Origin of the sequence: Bacillus pumilus (assembly GCF_038738535.1) — a bacterium.
GTDB lineage: Bacteria > Bacillota > Bacilli > Bacillales > Bacillaceae > Bacillus.
This window is the reverse complement of the sequence record NZ_CP046128.1, coordinates 2605069-2621925: the sequence shown is the minus strand read 5'-3', so window position 1 is coordinate 2621925 and position 16857 is coordinate 2605069. Positions and strand designations below refer to the sequence as shown.

Annotated in this window: 18 protein-coding genes and 1 other annotated feature; of the genes, 14 read left to right on the top strand and 4 right to left on the bottom strand. The window is 41.4% G+C overall.

The genetic code is table 11. From position 1 onward, the window contains the following. Positions 1 to 15 precede the first annotated feature (15 nt). Positions 16 to 795, top strand: coding sequence for an alpha/beta hydrolase (locus tag GKC25_RS13280; RefSeq protein ID WP_034665364.1), 780 nt, complete (start codon positions 16 to 18; stop codon positions 793 to 795). 30 nt (positions 796 to 825) lie between these two features. Beyond that, the gene (locus GKC25_RS13275; RefSeq protein ID WP_034665369.1) at positions 826 to 1905 is read left to right on the top strand and encodes a tetraprenyl-beta-curcumene synthase family protein; all 1080 of its coding nucleotides are present in this window, start codon (positions 826 to 828) and stop codon (positions 1903 to 1905) included. Between the two features lie 215 nt (positions 1906 to 2120). On the opposite strand, the gene GKC25_RS13270 is transcribed toward GKC25_RS13275, so the two are convergent. Together GKC25_RS13270 and GKC25_RS13265 are read right to left on the bottom strand one after the other, a co-directional pair. Next, positions 2121 to 2696 (bottom strand): tRNA (mnm(5)s(2)U34)-methyltransferase, encoded by a 576-nt coding sequence (locus GKC25_RS13270; protein ID WP_095286127.1) that lies wholly within the window; start codon positions 2694 to 2696, stop codon positions 2121 to 2123. Further along, a complete protein-coding gene (locus GKC25_RS13265; RefSeq protein WP_003217704.1) occupies positions 2693 to 3658 on the bottom strand; it encodes a TIGR01212 family radical SAM protein in 966 nt (321 codons plus the stop codon). The genes GKC25_RS13270 and GKC25_RS13265 overlap by 4 nt, the downstream gene beginning before the upstream one ends. Before the next feature lie 152 nt (positions 3659 to 3810). Between GKC25_RS13265 and GKC25_RS13260 the strand changes: the two genes are divergently transcribed. The 7 genes from GKC25_RS13260 to GKC25_RS13230 all read left to right on the top strand — a co-directional run bounded on the left by GKC25_RS13260 (position 3811) and on the right by GKC25_RS13230 (position 8686). Beyond that, positions 3811 to 4086 (top strand): YtzC family protein, encoded by a 276-nt coding sequence (locus GKC25_RS13260; protein WP_034665376.1) that lies wholly within the window; start codon positions 3811 to 3813, stop codon positions 4084 to 4086. A gap of 142 nt (positions 4087 to 4228) precedes the next feature. Continuing rightward, positions 4229 to 4408 carry a hypothetical protein gene (locus GKC25_RS13255; protein ID WP_034665379.1) on the top strand — a complete coding sequence of 60 codons (180 nt, stop codon included), beginning with the start codon at positions 4229 to 4231 and terminating at the stop codon, positions 4406 to 4408. 17 nt (positions 4409 to 4425) lie between these two features. Then, entirely contained in the window at positions 4426 to 4818 is a 393-nt protein-coding gene (locus GKC25_RS13250) for a GntR family transcriptional regulator (RefSeq protein WP_034665384.1), read from the top strand. Beyond that, a complete protein-coding gene (locus GKC25_RS13245; RefSeq protein ID WP_003217564.1) occupies positions 4811 to 5689 on the top strand; it encodes an ATP-binding cassette domain-containing protein in 879 nt (292 codons plus the stop codon). Before GKC25_RS13250 ends, GKC25_RS13245 begins: the two co-directional genes overlap by 8 nt. Continuing rightward, on the top strand, positions 5683 to 6666 hold the full coding sequence (locus tag GKC25_RS13240) for an ABC transporter ATP-binding protein (protein WP_034665391.1): 984 nt from the start codon (positions 5683 to 5685) through the stop codon (positions 6664 to 6666). Before GKC25_RS13245 ends, GKC25_RS13240 begins: the two co-directional genes overlap by 7 nt. Positions 6667 to 6687: 21 nt before the next feature. Further along, entirely contained in the window at positions 6688 to 7386 is a 699-nt protein-coding gene (locus GKC25_RS13235) for an ABC transporter ATP-binding protein (protein WP_187704036.1), read from the top strand. Beyond that, a complete protein-coding gene (locus GKC25_RS13230; RefSeq protein WP_034665395.1) occupies positions 7376 to 8686 on the top strand; it encodes an ABC transporter permease in 1311 nt (436 codons plus the stop codon). The genes GKC25_RS13235 and GKC25_RS13230 overlap by 11 nt, the downstream gene beginning before the upstream one ends. 62 nt (positions 8687 to 8748) lie before the next feature. On the opposite strand, the gene GKC25_RS13225 is transcribed toward GKC25_RS13230, so the two are convergent. Beyond that, positions 8749 to 9450: a coiled-coil domain-containing protein gene (locus GKC25_RS13225; RefSeq protein WP_034665397.1), complete on the bottom strand. Its 702-nt coding sequence runs from the start codon at positions 9448 to 9450 to the stop codon at positions 8749 to 8751. A gap of 84 nt (positions 9451 to 9534) precedes the next feature. Then, the gene (locus GKC25_RS13220) at positions 9535 to 10338 is read right to left on the bottom strand and encodes a PAS domain-containing protein (RefSeq protein ID WP_034665400.1); all 804 of its coding nucleotides are present in this window, start codon (positions 10336 to 10338) and stop codon (positions 9535 to 9537) included. Positions 10339 to 10764: 426 nt separating this feature from the next. On the opposite strand from GKC25_RS13220, the gene GKC25_RS13215 reads away from it, so the two are divergent. The 5 genes from GKC25_RS13215 to GKC25_RS13195 all read left to right on the top strand — a co-directional run bounded on the left by GKC25_RS13215 (position 10765) and on the right by GKC25_RS13195 (position 16843). After that, a complete protein-coding gene (locus GKC25_RS13215) occupies positions 10765 to 11094 on the top strand; it encodes a DUF4257 domain-containing protein (RefSeq protein ID WP_223249904.1) in 330 nt (109 codons plus the stop codon). A 103-nt stretch (positions 11095 to 11197) separates the two neighbouring features. Further along, positions 11198 to 11419: a binding site (T-box leader), on the top strand. A gap of 97 nt (positions 11420 to 11516) precedes the next feature. Then, positions 11517 to 13931: a leucine--tRNA ligase gene (leuS, locus tag GKC25_RS13210; protein ID WP_034665405.1), complete on the top strand. Its 2415-nt coding sequence runs from the start codon at positions 11517 to 11519 to the stop codon at positions 13929 to 13931. Between the two features lie 130 nt (positions 13932 to 14061). After that, complete coding sequence (locus tag GKC25_RS13205; RefSeq protein ID WP_034665408.1) at positions 14062 to 14964, top strand: dienelactone hydrolase family protein; 903 nt, start codon at positions 14062 to 14064, stop codon at positions 14962 to 14964. 46 nt (positions 14965 to 15010) lie between these two features. Continuing rightward, the gene (locus GKC25_RS13200) at positions 15011 to 15763 is read left to right on the top strand and encodes an NAD-dependent epimerase/dehydratase family protein (protein ID WP_187704035.1); all 753 of its coding nucleotides are present in this window, start codon (positions 15011 to 15013) and stop codon (positions 15761 to 15763) included. A gap of 219 nt (positions 15764 to 15982) precedes the next feature. Beyond that, positions 15983 to 16843 carry a carbohydrate ABC transporter permease gene (locus GKC25_RS13195; protein ID WP_087976618.1) on the top strand — a complete coding sequence of 287 codons (861 nt, stop codon included), beginning with the start codon at positions 15983 to 15985 and terminating at the stop codon, positions 16841 to 16843. Positions 16844 to 16857 lie beyond the last annotated feature (14 nt).

The following is a 16857-nucleotide window of genomic DNA, read 5'->3' as shown; positions in this document are numbered from 1 at the left end:
TGTGAGGTGTTTACTTTGTGGACTTGGCATGCTGAAAGACCAGTTGGTACAATTGTAATTGTACATGGTGCGAGTGAATATCACGGCCGATATAAATGGCTGATCGAAATGTGGCGAAATGCAGGCTATCACGTCGTTATGGGTGACCTCCCTGGGCAAGGGACATCGACACGTGCGCGCGGCCACATTCGCTCGTTTCAGGAATACATTGATACAATAGATGAATGGATCGAACATGCGAAATCATTCAGGCTTCCTACTTTTTTACTTGGACACAGTATGGGTGGACTCATTTCAATTGAGTGGATCAAGCAGTATACCCATACGAAGATTGATGGCCTTATTTTATCATCACCTTGTTTAGGTCTGCAATTTAAACCGAAGAAGCTAATGGATTTTGCATCAAAAGGTCTAAATGTGCTGGCACCGTCCTTTAAAGTCGAGTCAGGGCTGTCGATTGAACTAGCCACACGGAATCAGGCTGTGATTGAGGCAGACTCAAATGATTCTCTTTACGTAACAAAGGTGTCGGTTCGCTGGTACCGAGAGCTGATCAAAAATATTGATGCGGCCATGCAGCCAACGAATGTCTTTAAATCGATTCCGCTCCTTTTAATGCAGGCGGGCGATGATAAGATCGTGGATAAAACGAGGGTGATCAAATGGTTCAATGGCATTGAATCAACCAATAAATCATACCGTGAATGGGAAGAACTGTATCACGAAATTTTTAATGAACCGGAAAGAGAAGATGTGTTTAAGGCAGCAAGAGCCTTTACAGATCAATATATTTGATGGTGAGCTTTAAGTTGGGGGTGGATTGATTTGTCAGTACCAGAGCGTCCTTTTGCACTGATGACAAAGGTGTATAAAGATATTTTTCCGCTTGTTCATCAGGAGCTGAAAAAGTGGCGGGCTCATGCAGAAATGATTGAAAATGAAGAACTGCGAACGCAGGCACTAGCGAGCATATCGAGTAAAACCTTTCACTGTGAAGGCGGAGGCATTTTATCTCTCCTAGCAGGTGAGGCGAAAGAAACGTGTATTGAATTCATTGTGGCGTATCAAACCATCAGTGATTACTTAGATAACCTATGTGACCGCAGCACGTCGCTGGATCCAAAAGATTTTCATATGCTGCATCAAGCGATGAGAGATGCGCTTGATATTCATGCTGAGCTCAAGCCTTACTATCAATTCCGTGATGATCAAGAGGATCATGGGTATTTACATGCGCTTGTCCGCACATGCCAAGACGTGCTTACGCGCCTTAAGCATTATCCGATCATTCAGCCATATTTACACACGCTGTGTGATTACTACAGTGATTTGCAAGTACATAAACATGTCGTTCCTCATGAACGGGTCCCGCGTCTAGAATCGTGGTTTCGCCAATATGAAAAGGATTTGCCTAAGATGGAATGGTATGAATTTTCAGCTTGTGCAGGATCAACGTTAGGGATTTTCTGTCTTGTGGCGTATGCGCTGCAGCCGGATTTTACAGAAAAGCAGGCGAAGCAAATTTACGAAAGCTATTTCCCTTATATCCAAGGTCTGCACATTTTACTTGATTACTTAATTGACCAAGAAGAAGACCGGCTTGGGGGAGATCTGAACTTTTGCTCCTACTATGCTTCTCATCATGAGATGATGGATAGACTTCAGCATTTTATTGAAAAAGCGGATGAGCAGCTGAAAGGCATTCCGCACGAAAACTTTCACAAATTGATTAACAGAGGGTTACTGGCAGTCTATTTGTCCGATGAAAAAGTGACAGCTCAAAAAGAGATGAATAAGCTGGCAAAACGGCTGATCAAATCAAGCGGGAAAACATCATTCTTTTTCTATATCAACGGAAGAGCTTACCGGACCTATCAGAAAATGCCTTGGATGAAATCCTCATAAAAAAGCTCAAATCCATTAGGATTTGAGCTTCAGCGCGCAGACAAACCCTCGCATTCTTTGTCAGTCCTGCGCGCCGGTACTCACGAATGTCAAATTCGCTCCGTTCCGGTGCTCGTTCTTCCTAGACTGCAAAGGTTTTCTATCACGCTGAAAGAAGACAAAGGGCTAAAATAAAAATCATTTTAGCCCTTTGTCAATAATCTGAGCTCAAATCATTAGGATTTGAGCTTTTTTTCAATGGCGACCACAAAAGGCGGGTCGTTTTGAATATTCATGTATTGATATGATAAAACTTGTACCTCTTCATGAGGAAGTGATCTGCAATAGTCGAGAAGTACTTCTTTTTCTCTTTTTCCTGCGGAGTGTCCATGGTAAATCACAAGGACGATCAGACCGCCGGGTTTAAGCCAGTCGAGGAGCTGCTCGATGGCTTCGATGGTTGTATGAGCCTGAGTGGTGACGGCTTTATCGCCTCCGGGCAGGTATCCAAGGTTAAACACCGCACCAGAAATATGTCCATAAACATCCTTTGGCAGGTGATGAGCCAGTTTTTCATGCCCATCGTGGATCAGATGAACGTAAGGATATCCCTCGCCAAGCCTTTTTCTCGTCTGCTGTAGGGCTTCCTCTTGTACGTCGAATGCGAAAACTTGTCCATCATTTCCTACAAGATCAGCTAAATAGCGTGTATCGTGGCCATTTCCCATCGTTGCATCAATGACGATGTCGCCTTTTTGACAAGCCCGTTCTAACAGCTCTTTACTAAAAGGGAGCATGCGTTTCAAAATCATTTGGCTGCTTCTTCCAATCTGACGAAACGTTTGCCTTGGTAGCTGTTACGTCTTTCGAGCTCAGCATTAATGGCATTTAGTACTTCCCACTTGTTTACACTCCACATCGGACCAACCATTAATTCAATTGGGCCATCCCCTGTAATGCGGTGAATAATCATTTCTGGCGGCAGGATCTCCAGTTGATCACAAACAAGCTGAACATATTCTTCCTGGCTTAGAAACTCCAATTTGCCTTTTTCGTATTGCTTGACCATTGGGGTTCCTTTTAAAAGGTGAAGTAAATGAATTTTAATTCCTTGCACATCTAAATCTGCGACAGCTTTTGCTGTTTCCATCATCATGTCCCGGTTTTCTAGAGGCAGTCCGTTGATGATATGCGAGCAGACACGAATTCCGTGTTTTCGCAGTTTTTCTACACCTTCTACGTAGCATTCATAATCATGGGCACGGTTAATGAGCATTGCTGTCCGTTCATGAACCGTTTGAAGACCAAGCTCTACCCAGAGATAAGTGCGCTCATTTAATTCGGCTAAATACTCCACCACGTCATCTGGCAGGCAGTCAGGTCTTGTCGCAATAGATAAACCAACCACACCATCCAAATTCATAACGGTTTCAAATTTTTCCTTTAAAACAGGAAGCGGGGCGTGTGTGTTTGTATACGCTTGAAAATACGCCATATATTTTCCGTCTTTCCATTTTGTGTGCATCCGGTCTTTGATTTCGTTAAATTGAGTGATGAGATCATCAGCCCGGTTTCCTGCAAAATCACCAGACCCAGCTGCACTGCAAAATGTACAGCCTCCGTGGGCTACAGTACCATCACGGTTTGGGCAGTCAAAGCCGCCGTCTAAGGCCACTTTAAATACTTTATGACCAAAGTGCTCTCGCAAATGATAGTTCCATGTGTGATAGCGTTTTTCGCTGTTTGAATATAAAAAAGGGTTATGCTGATCCAAGTCAGTAACCTCCTTGCGTAATAATAGGCATCCTTAAAGTTTAACAAAAATCATGAAGGAGGACAATTGAATCTGTCCAACATTTTCTTTAGTGAAAAAGCTTTACGTGGGCAAAATAGGCGGGAACAATGATGAAATGGAGGGAATGCAAGATGGCAACAAGGCAGTCGATCGATGAATTTATCCAAAAAAGTACTGAAACCCTTGAGTTTGCAAATGAGCAATTTGATTTGAACTTACGCCAAGAGCATTATAATGAGGACGAATTTTCTAAGGCGCAGCTTATGCTTGAAGATGCGGTGAACGAATTAGAAAAATTAAAAGATGTCGCCAATGACCAGCAAAGAGAGCGATTAGACAGGGCGCGTGTTCAAATTCAAAGCTTGCAAAATCAAATGATTTTAGGTATTTCTTACGACAACGAATGATGAACAGATCCTTTTTTTAAGGATCTGTTTTTTATTTTTTAAAAGGCTATTGACTTTTTGGCTGAGTGTATTTATTGTGTTAAGTGTACTACAACAACTAATACACTAAAGACACTTAAAAAGTGAAGAAAGGTGTTCAACCATGAAAAAAGAAAAAAAACCAATCAATTTGAAGTGGATGGTGCTGGCTGTTGCGTTAGCATGTACATTTTTTTTCGTTCTCGTTTTCATTGGTTTTGAAGTTCAAAAAGATTTGATACCTAATTCAATCCCTTTAATGCAAGGGCATGAACAAGCGATAGGACTGCAAAAGCATGAATGAGGAAAGAGGGAGCCATCATGATTCAAATAGATCCACGAAGCGCTGCGCCATTATATGAACAAATCATTGAGCAACTCAAAATTTTATGTCTAAAAGGTGTAATGAAACCTGGTGACAAACTGCCCTCTGTCAGAGAGCTCGCCACCATTATCATCGCCAACCCAAACACCGTCAGTAAAGCATATAAAGAGCTTGAGCGGGAAGGGATTATTGAAACACTAAGAGGCCGCGGTACGTATGTAACAGAAGGGGCTCAGTTAAAGCTGAATGAAGGGAAGGTGTTGGAGATGAAGGAGCAATTAAAACAACTCATCATAGAAGCTCATTATGCCGGTATTGATATTCAACAACTGAAGGAATGGATAGAAGAGATCGGCTCAAGTCTTGAGGGAGGAAAACAAGTTGATTGAGGTTAGAAATGTATCAAAGACATTAAATGGACGTGAAGTACTCAGTAACGTTTCCTTCAAAATAGGCGAAGGTGAGATCTTCGGTCTGCTTGGCAGGAATGGCTCAGGAAAAACAACACTTCTCCGCTTGATTCAGCAAATTCTTCTTCCAGATGAAGGAGAGATTTATTTTAAAGACGTGCTTGTGAAAGACCACCCGTTAGTGAAGCAAAATATTGTGTATATGCCAGTCGTAAATCCCTACTTTGACAGATACAATTACGGACAGCTTGTCCAGCTGTTAAAGCATATTTATCCGAAGTTTGACGTGACATATGCCAATGAGCTTGTGAACCGCTATGAAATTCCGGAAAAAGTGAAATATCGTGAACTATCGACAGGGTTAAAAAAACAGCTGTCATTAATTCTAAGCTTTGCGATCAAGCCAGCGGTGATTTTGTTAGATGAACCGACAGATGGAATTGATGCCGTCACAAGAAATGATGTTCTTCAGCTCATGATCGACGAGGTAGCGGAACGTGAAACATCGATTCTCATTACATCGCACCGATTAGAGGATATTGAGCGTATGTGTAACCGAATCGGGTTTTTAGAAGGAAATCAGCTTACAAGTGTCATGGATCTAGATGAGTTAAAGAATGATTATGTCAAAATACAGATGGCTTTTGAAGAAGATATGAACTTGAGTATACGGAAAAATGGCGTTGCTATATTAGATCAAGCGGGCATTTTTTATACAGCGCTTGTTCTTAAAACCGATGTAGAGGCTAAAGAGTACTTGAAGTCGCTGCAGCCAAAAGTATGGCATGAACTGCCTGTGAATTTAGAAGAAGTATTCATTGCAAAGTTTGGAGGGAAACGGAGATGGTAAAGCGGCAATTATTATATAAGGAGTGGAAGCAATCAGAGCTGACATTTATTTTAGTGATGCTGGTTGCGGCGCTTGCGACGCCCTTATCCCTCCTAATGGGATATTCATCCTTTCAAACATGTTTAAAGGATCCCACATGTATTTTGGATACATCACATTTTTCCTATAGTTTTAAGAAAGATGCTTTTCTCGCTCTTTCATGGTTAATGGGAATCCTTTTTGCCATAATTCAGCTTGGCTTTGAGAGAAATAAAGGGCAAATGGATTTCACCTTAGCCTTGCCTTTTAGTAGAAGTACCATCTATCAGACAAAATTTTTCTTGGGTGCCGGGATCATTGCACTCATTCATGCATTCTCATATGCCTTAACTTACTTACTTATATTAGGCATCAAACCTGTTGAGACACCTGGATTTAACAGTATGTATTTATATGCTTTGGTGTCATCCTTGATGATATATGCCCTGTTTTTTGCAGCAGGCACTTTAACAGGAAGTGCAATTGCCCAAGCAATCGTTGCATTCAGTACAGCCATTTTACCTTTTTTACTAATTGGTCTACCATTGGTTCATTTAGAATTTATATTGAGAACAAATGGGGAGTGGGTTGATCAGTGGCTTAATCATATTATCTTGGCAATTTCTCCAATCACTTATATAGCTGAATTTAATCAGTATGAATATACGATTTGGTTCAGCGGTGAAGAATTCATCGTACCAATTGTCATGATGATTTTATTTTATTTCATTGGTTTGTTTAGCTTCATCAAACATCCAATTGAACGAAGTGGCCGTTTTTTCCTTTACCCAAAAATGGATCGGCCTATTCAAATTATGGTCATTGCTTTTGGTGTTTTAGGTTTTGGCTGGGGTGGATTCTCCTCAGACAATTCCATGTTTGGTTATATCGCTGGCATGATAATCGGCGGTGCTGTAGGCGCACTAACGAGTTATTTCTTAATATATCGAAAAAGATAAACAGAGAGTAGGGGAGTAGAGATGATTCAGATTCAAGCGTTAGATCATGTGTTTAAAATTGGTAAAAAGGGCAGAGAGAATGAGATTCCTGTGCTGAAAGGGATTGACCTATCTATCAAAAGAGGCGACATTGCTTGTATTGTGGGGCGAAGTGGCTCGGGGAAATCTACCCTATTGAACTTAATTTCAGGATATATTACGCCAACGGGTGGACAAATTGTCATTGATGGTACCGATGTGACCGGCTTTAATGAAAAAGAATGGGCGGACTTCCGCTTAGATCACTTTGGTTTTATCTTTCAAAGCTTTCAATTGATCGGGAGCTTAACGACGTATGAAAATGTTGAACTTCCGCTCACTTTAAAAGGTGTGAAGCCGTCTGAACGAAAGACGAAAGTAAATGAAATGCTGAAACGAGTAGGTCTCGAACATCATGCAGGGCATTACCCGAATGAGTTGTCCGGCGGGCAGCAGCAGCGTGTGAGTATTGCAAGAGCTTTGATTTTAAATCCATCTATTATATTAGCGGATGAACCAACAGGCAGTCTAGATTCAGAAACCGAAGGAGAAATTCTAGCCTTTATCCAGCAGCTCAATCGTGAAAAAGGAATCACGTTTGTCATCATTACACATGACGATGAAGTCGCTTCAATCGCAGATACAACGTTCCAGCTTCATGATGGTGTATTAAAGAAAGGGGAACAGACCATTGAAATTTAGAGATCAGGTCAAATTCATTAGAAGAAACATGAAGAAAAATAGATTGCGTGTGTTTATGACCATTCTTGCGACGACAATGGCATGCTCTTTCTTAATCGTTCTAGCATCTGTCGGTTTTGGTTTGCAAAAATCGGCGCAAGATGAAATCATGAAACAGCAAATCATCACAGAAGTGAAAGTGTTAGGCAAGGAAAAAGGTGCCGTCAAGGTAGATGATTTAAAGAAATATGATCATGTGAAATCTGTCGTCTCAAGAACGTCTCTCGTTCCATCGGTAAACGTCGAGCTCGATGACCGCTCAAGTGAAACGCAGGCTGCTCTGACCGATATGAAAGAGGAAAAAGAAGCAGGGCTTGAACTAGACAGAGGGAAAGTCCCAACATCAGCAAACGAAATTGTGGTTGGGTACCATATGGCAGAACAACTGTGGACAAAAAAAGAGCGCAAAGCCTATGAAAAAGAATTAAATCAAACGTCAAACGGTGAAGAAGAACCAAAAGAGCCAAAAGGCTACACGAAAGATATTTTAAATAAAGTGATTCAAATCAAGGTACCAAAACTCAACGAAGAAAATGAAGTCGTCAAAGAAAAAACATTTGATTTCCGTGTAGTAGGAGTCATGAAAAAGCCAAATTTGGAGTGGCAGCAGGATCATAAAATTCTCATTCCGAATGCGTATGAAAAGGAATTTGGTCAAATACTTGATCTATCTCCTGAAGCAGGAAATGTCGAGAAAATGACCTCTGTCTATGCAGATAAATTCGACAATGTCGGTGCACTCACGAATAAGCTGACAGATGAGGGCTACCAAGTCATCTCTGTGACGAATCAGCTCGAAGGTATGGATATGTTCTTTACTGTCTTCAAAATTGGACTCATTTTTGTCGGCTGTATCGCAGTCATTATTTCTGCAATTGGTATTTTTAATACGATGACAATGGCAGTAACAGAGCGAACACAAGAGATTGGGATTATGAAAGCCATTGGTGCGAATCCATCGATTATCAAGCGAATGTTCCTCATGGAAAGTGCTTATATTGGGGTGATTGGGTCGATCATCGGTATTATCATCTCATATATCATTAGTTTCGCCGTCAATTTAATCATTCCAGCCATTTTGTCGTCCATGTCAGAGGGAGGGTCAAGCGATCAATTCTCGATCACCTTCTCCTATATTCCGCTCAGCCTTGTGATCACAGCAACAGTGATTAGCGCAGGGGTAGCGATCCTTTCAGGGCTTAACCCAGCACGTAAAGCAACAAAAACGAATGTATTAGCAGCATTAAGAAGAGAAATCTAAAAAAAGAACCTCCTAAGACACCCGATTGGGCTGACAGGAGGTTCTTTTTTTGTGACACATGGCTATTGCTTAGGTGCCCGGTACCCTGCACGTTCTGCCTCTTCTACGGAGCAGAATAGTTCGGTTACATTTTTTGTTCTAGAGTAGTATCTGCTGCTCGGTGTGTGATAAATGCCATTGACACTTCCTTTGATGTTACAGGCTGCTGATTCTTTTTTTGTTTCCTTCTGCGATTCATGACCGCCTGTACTTTTTCCTTCATCTTTAGGAGCGGAGCGCTGAACAGTGGAAGACTTCGTATCGCTGCTGCTTTTCTTGTTCTCTTTTTTGAGTGTTTCATTGCTCGAGGCAAGCTTGTCTATTTTCTCTTCAAGCACTTGAATGGTCTTTTCTTGCTTTTTGACTGTTTCTTTTTCTGAGGTGATGGTTTCTAGCTTTTTAGCTAGTTTTTCTTTATCCTTTGTTGCGTCCTCTAAAGAGGCGGTAAGCTCCTCTTTATCAGCTTTTAAGCGCGTTATGTCAGATGTGAGCTGCTTTTGATCCTTTAACAGCTGTTCTGAAGATGGATCTGCTTGTGCCTTCGGTGCATCTGTGGCAGCAAACGGTAATGACATAATGGAAAAGACGAGACCGAAGATCAAAAAAGGATAAAATAGTTTCTTTGAAAAGATATGCTCGTTCTGGTGTTTGAGTAATAAGAAATTGACGGCATATCCTATGGCGAAACAAACACATAAAAGACCTATGATGAGTAACATCATCATCTAGAAGCCCCCCTAAATCTTTATTTACTCCTATCATACCTCATTTTTCCATTTTTAGGGGCGGTTTAACTAAAAAAGCCCTGTTTACACAGGGTTTTCAGCTAATGTTAATCCTTTGATTGCTTCCTTAACCGTCAAATATGTGATCGTATCCTGGAAATCTGTATCCAAGTCTTTCATTTTCATCGCAAGCTGCGGTTTGATCCCTGTGATGATCAGTTCGGTTCCAGTTAAACTGAGAAGATGATGCAGCTTGAAAATGCGTCCTGCAACGGAATCATCGACATCGATTAAGCCAGAAAGATCGACAATTAAATAATCATCCTTTGAATCATCTAATATACAAGTTAACTTCGCAACAATGGCATCAAAGCGTTCTTCAGATAGTTTTCCAATGAGTGGTAGAGCAGATACACCATTTTTGATTGGGACGATTGGCGTCGAAAGAGAGGTGACTTCCTGTAAGGAATCTTCTAGGAGTTGTTCATATTCTTTCTGTTTCGTAATATCCTTTTGAAAGCCAATGAAAAATGTTTTATCATCTTGTTCAATGTATAGAGGATCTATATTGAGTTCATTCCAAAAAAAAGTACCGTCTTTTTTATAATTTTTTAGCTGTGTGGTAATAGGTATTTTATTCTGTATTCCATGACGTATTAAATCAAGCTGCTCTTGATCTGTGTCTTTTCCTTGAAGGAATCGACAATTACGCCCAAGAATCTCATCTGGTTTGTATCCAGTCATGTGTGTAAAGCCATGGTTCACATAAATGATAGGGTTATCCTCTAAAGAAGGGTCTGTAATGACAACACCGATCCGCGCATGATCTAGCGCTTTTTTTATGAGTTCAAGCTGTTTTTGCAAGCCGAAGATGTTCGAGCTGACCATATTACCCTCCTTTGCTGCTACTAGCAGACATATCAAATGGCTGTTTTTTCAACCAAAGGTATTCCTTACTAAAGTAACATAACATATGTTCTGTTTCAATGATTGCAATGGCTTTGTTAAATTTGTCATCATAGTTTGTCCTCCATTAGAATATAGTAAGTAAGGGGACTTTTCTTTAGAAAAAGAAGGAATCAATTGCTCATAATTCATAAAATGACAAAAATAGTTAATATGGATTAGGCAAAAATGATTCCAATGCATCAAGATTGTTTTTGGGTCATTCACATATAATGGAAGAAACAAGCTTTTTTTCTTCGTTAGAGAGAATAGACCTTTTACATGGATTATGACGGAACAGCAGAATGGCATTACAGGGGGCTGGACAGCCTGAAGTCGCTTTACTATTCTAAGGGCTTTAGGAAGGTGATGAAAATGCTGCAACAAGTCATTATTGCTTGCGCCATTGGAGGGGTCATGGGCATTCTCGGTCACGTAAAGAAAAAAGGCAGGCTAGAGAAGCCCAGAATGACAAAAAAGTTTATTTATTTAGGGTTTATTGAAGATTGGCTCGTTGGGATGATTGCCGCTACACTGCTTGTCTTATCCTCAAATCCCGATTCTAGTCTGCACTTGGTCATCTTATCAATTATTTCAGGTTACGGAGGAGAAGCAGTTCTGCGAAGCTTTGATTTTGTAAGAGAACAGCGTTCACAGGATGCAGACTCCAACCGTCATAACCGATCTCCACACGAATAATATCCTCTACTTTACCCTGATCTAGGGTACATTCCCATTGTATACAAACCTGCTTGCACTTATGATCATAATTCTATAAAATACTACTTAGATGACGGTTACGATAAGAACAGTGAAGAGGAGTAGTAGGAAAGCAGTATTTGTCTTTAGAGAATTGACGGCTGGTGAAAGTCAATCAAATCTGCTTCTGAACTCGCCTCAGAGTTGCAGTTGCGTTAAAGCTTCTGTCGCATGTCTGCGTTAAAGATATTAAGTGAGCGTACAAACAGAAAGTGACGCTAACAAGGGTGGTACCGCGGGAACCAAAAAATCTCTCGTCCCTTTCCAGGGATGAGGGTTTTTTGTTGATTTTAGAAAAATCTGAATTCTTGCAGTGGTCATCTGAGCAGATACAGCCGTACATATTAAAGGAGGTTTTCACATTGAGTTTTCAGCATCGGGAAATTGAAAAGAAGTGGCAGGATTATTGGCTGACACATAAAACATTCGCCACATCTGACTCGGAAGATAAACCAAAGTTCTATGCGCTTGATATGTTTCCATACCCATCAGGAGCAGGGCTTCATGTCGGGCACCCTGAGGGCTACACAGCAACGGATATTTTATCACGCATGAAACGTATGCAGGGATATGATGTTCTTCATCCAATGGGATGGGACGCATTTGGTCTTCCAGCAGAACAGTATGCACTAGATACAGGGAATGATCCAGCGGTCTTTACAGAAGAGAACATCAATAACTTCCGCCGCCAAATTCAATCACTAGGATTCTCATATGATTGGGATCGAGAAATCAACACGACTGATCCGAATTATTATAAATGGACACAATGGATTTTCTTGAAATTGTACGAAAAGGGATTGGCGTATATCGATGAAGTACCAGTGAACTGGTGCCCGGCGCTCGGTACAGTTCTTGCAAATGAAGAAGTCATTGATGGAAAAAGTGAACGCGGAGGGCATCCAGTTGAAAGACGTCCGATGAAGCAATGGATGCTGAAGATTACGGCTTATGCGGACAGGCTGTTAGAAGATTTAGAAGACATTGATTGGCCTGAAAGCATCAAAGATATGCAGCGTAACTGGATCGGACGTTCAGAAGGTGCACACGTTCATTTCGAAGTAGAAGGACATGACGAACAGTTTACTGTTTTCACAACGCGTCCGGATACATTATTTGGTGCAACATATGCGGTACTTGCACCAGAACATGCACTTGTTGAAAAAATTACAACAGCTGCTCAAAAAGAAGCAGTCGAAGCATATATCAAAGAAATTCAATCAAAGAGCGACTTAGAGCGGACAGATCTTGCAAAAACGAAGACGGGTATTTTCACAGGCGCTTATGCCATCAATCCATTAAATGGTGAAAAGATGCCGATCTGGATTGCAGATTACGTGCTGGCTACTTATGGAACAGGCGCGATTATGGCGGTACCTGCCCATGATGAGCGTGACTATGAATTCGCCAAAACATTTGATCTTCCAATCAAGGAAGTTGTAGAAGGCGGAGACATTGAAAAAGAAGCTTACACAGGTGATGGAAAACACATTAACTCTGATTTCCTCAATGGATTAGGAAAAGAAGAAGCGATTGAAAAAGCCATTGCATGGCTTGAAGAACATCAAAAAGGCGAAAAGAAAGTCACCTATCGTTTAAGGGACTGGCTATTTAGCCGCCAGCGTTACTGGGGTGAGCCAATTCCAATTATTCATTGGGAGGACGGAACTTCTTCAGCCGTTTCAGAGGAAGAGCTTCCACTTATTTTGCCTAAAACCACTGAGATTAAGCCAAGTGGTACAGGTGAATCACCTTTAGCCAATATCAAAGAGTGGGTTGAGGTTGTAGATCCTGTAACAGGTAAAAAAGGACGCCGTGAAACCAATACAATGCCGCAATGGGCAGGCAGCTGCTGGTATTTCTTACGTTATATTGACCCGCATAACTCAGAAAAGCTTGCATCTCCTGAGAAGCTAAAGAAATGGCTTCCTGTTGATGTATATATCGGCGGAGCAGAACATGCTGTACTGCATCTTCTATATGCGCGCTTCTGGCATAAGTTCTTGTATGATATTGGTGTTGTTCCTACAAAAGAACCTTTCATGAAATTGTTCAACCAAGGAATGATTCTTGGAGAAAATAATGAAAAAATGAGTAAATCAAAAGGGAACGTTGTCAATCCAGATGATATCGTAGAATCTCATGGTGCGGATACATTACGACTTTATGAAATGTTCATGGGACCTTTAGATGCATCAATCGCTTGGTCTGAAACAGGACTTGATGGTGCTCGCCGTTTCCTTGATCGTGTATGGCGTCTATTCACAAATGAAGATGGCACAATCAGTGATAAAGTGACGGAGCAAACTGGAGGCGCATTAGAACGCAGCTATCATGAAACCGTGATGAAGGTAACGGACCATTATGAAGGCCTGCGCTTCAATACAGGGATCTCACAATTAATGGTGTTTATCAATGATGCCTACAAGGCTGATACACTGCCGAAAGAATATGCAGAAGGCTTTGTGAAACTTCTTTCTCCAATTGCACCGCATTTAGCGGAAGAGCTTTGGAATAAACTTGGTCATGAAGGGTCTATTTCTTATGAAGCATGGCCGCAATATGACGAGTCAAAGCTTGTCGACGATGAAGTAGAAATTGTCGTACAGTTGAATGGAAAAGTGAAAGCAAAATTAACCGTTCCTGCTGATGCAACAAAAGAACAGTTAGAAGAGCTTGCGAAAAATGATGCACGCGTAAAAGAACAGCTTGAAGGGAAAACCATTCGCAAAGTGATTGCGGTTCCTGGGAAGCTTGTCAATATTGTTGCGAACTAATGATGACACCCATCGGTATGAACCGGTGGGTGTTCTTTATTTCCCGGGACATAATTTTGTCGAAAACAAGGTGATTACTTCATCGACCTCGTATTTTAACAGGTGATCAAGAAAATGAGGAGTGACGTCAATGGAAAAGGAAAGCAAACGTGAACAACTGCTCAGTCTGTTAGGAGAAATGCCAGAACGCCATCGCGTGGAGGCATATACGTTAAAGATCGAGGAACGTGAATCGTATGTAGTCGAAACACTCATTCTTTCGATTCATGGTGTAGAGGAAGTGCCCGCTTATTTTGTAAAGCCAAAGGATACGGTGAAAAAAAGACCTGTTGTGCTGTTCCAGCACTCTCATGGCGGGAACTACGTGGATGGGAAGGAAGAGCTGATCAAAGGTGCTCATTATTTGCAAGCGCCTTCATATGCGAAAGAGTTCACATCAAAAGGCTATAGTGTCCTGGCTATCGATCATGCAGGGTTTGGTGAGAGAAGAGGAAGAACAGAAAGTGAAATTTTTAAGGAGATGCTTTTAACAGGAAAAGTGATGTGGGGCATGATGCTGTATGAAAGCATGTGTGCGATTGATTATGTGCTGTCTCGATCTGATGTGCTGCCGGACCGGTTAGCTGTTTTTGGAATGTCAATGGGAGGGCTTCTTTCCTGGTGGACTGCTGCGCTTGATGAGAGGGTCAGTGTGTGTATTGATCTTTGCGCACAGGTCGATCACCACACATTAATTGAAACGAACAATTTAGACAGGCATGGCTATTATTACTATGTACCAAGCTTAGCAAAGCACTTTACAGCAGCTGAAATTCAGGAAATGATTTTTCCAAGGCCGCATTTAAGCTTAGTGGGAAAACTTGATCCACTCACGCCTGCTGAAGGCGTCGCACGCATTCAAAAGGGATTGAGCCAAACCTATCAAACTGCTTCATTGAAAGAACGGTATCAGCTTGTTGGTCTTCATGCAGGTCATTTTGAAACAGCCGCTATGCGTCACGAGGCCACTCGATTTTTGAAAAAATGGCTGTAACCCATAAAGGCTTGGACATACTACGTCAATAGAAAGGAGGAAACAGATGAAAAAGATCACGATCATTGGCGGATGCGGTGTGATAGGCCGTATATTAACAAAAGCGCTCTCTTCTGAGTACGAGATCACCATCATTGATCAAACGAGTTGTGTAAAAGGAGCCATTTTAGCAGATGCAGCGAATGATCAGGAATTATATGAGGCGATTCCGAGAGATACAGATGTCATCATGCACCTTTTAAACATGGATATGACGCATGATGTGATGAATCTTGAGGAGTTTGAAAAAATGAATGATATTTTTTGGAGGAGCTCCTATTATATGTTTCGGTCAGCTGCACGTCTCGGCATACGAAAAGTCATTTTTGCAAGCAGCAATCATGTGACCGATCGTTATGAAGAGGATGGCCGCTCCTTACTAGGGCGAAATATTACAACAGACGATGTGCCAGCGACTAAAAATGTCTATGGTATTTTAAAATTTGCTTCAGAACAGCTAGGCCGTTTGTTCCACGATCAAACGGGGATGTCTGTTATCAATTTACGGATTGGAACGGTTGTAACGGATGAGATGGAGGCATTACACAAGAAACGAAGAACGAAACGAACACTTCTGTCACATGAAGATCTTATAGGGATGACAAAGGCAGCGATTGAAACGACCGTCCCCTTTGGGACATATTATGCCGTATCAGAAAACGAAGAAAAGCCCTGGTCTACGGAAAAAATAAAGCAGGAGTTAGGCTACAGACCTGATGTGAATACGACGGAAATCCTAGAAGAAAATGATCAGGCATAGGGCATAATCATGTCATTAGCTGATGATCTTATTCTTTTGTTTCATGAGCATAAAAGCACGATTGACATGATCCATCCAGTTGGTCTGTCAAGATGATTATAGACGCTTTCTTCCCCCGTTTGTTACATTTTAATCACGATATCGTCACAGGCTGCAGCTTATTTTCGGACGAAATGATAACGCTTTCAAAGAAAGGGCGTGATGAACATAGATCGTTCTATTAAAGGCCGATTGTTCAACTTATTTAATTACTCTTTTCTACTCATGTTCGCATTAATATGTGTGCTTCCGTTCATCCATGTCATTGCAGCCTCTTTTGCTACAGTAGAAGAGGTCATCACGAAGAAGTTTATCTTGTTCCCGACCACGTTTTCTTTAGAGGCCTATCGATATATTTTCTCTACGGATATTGTGTATCGTAGCCTCATTGTGTCCATTCTTGTGACGCTCGTTGGAACAGCTGTCAGCATGTTTTTGTCCTCACTCATGGCATATGGGCTGTCTCGTCAGGAGCTAAAAGGCCGGAGAACATTGATGTTTCTCGTTGTCTTCACGATGTTGTTTAGTGGAGGTATGATTCCGACGTTTATTGTGGTGAAAACACTTGGTCTGCTTGATACCTATTGGTCACTTATTCTACCGGTTGCGATCAATGCGTTCAATTTGATCATTTTGAAAAACTTCTTTCAAAACATCCCGGCAAGCCTTGAGGAATCAGCGAAGATGGATGGCTGTAACGATTTAGGGATTTTCTTTAAAATTGTGCTGCCACTTTCTTTGCCAGCTATTGCGACCATTTCACTTTTTTATGCCGTGACGTATTGGAATACGTACATGACCGCCATCCTGTATTTAAATGATTCAGTGAAATGGCCGATTCAGGTGCTGCTAAGGCAGATTGTCATTGTCTCAAGCGGAATGCAGGGAGATATGTCGGATATGGGATCATCCACACCACCGCCAGACCAAACGATTAAAATGGCTGTCATTGTGGTAGCGACCATTCCAGTTCTGCTTGTCTATCCATTTATTCAAAAGCATTTTAACAAAGGGGCATTACTAGGTTCTGTAAAAGGTTAAAAAGATGGAACAAC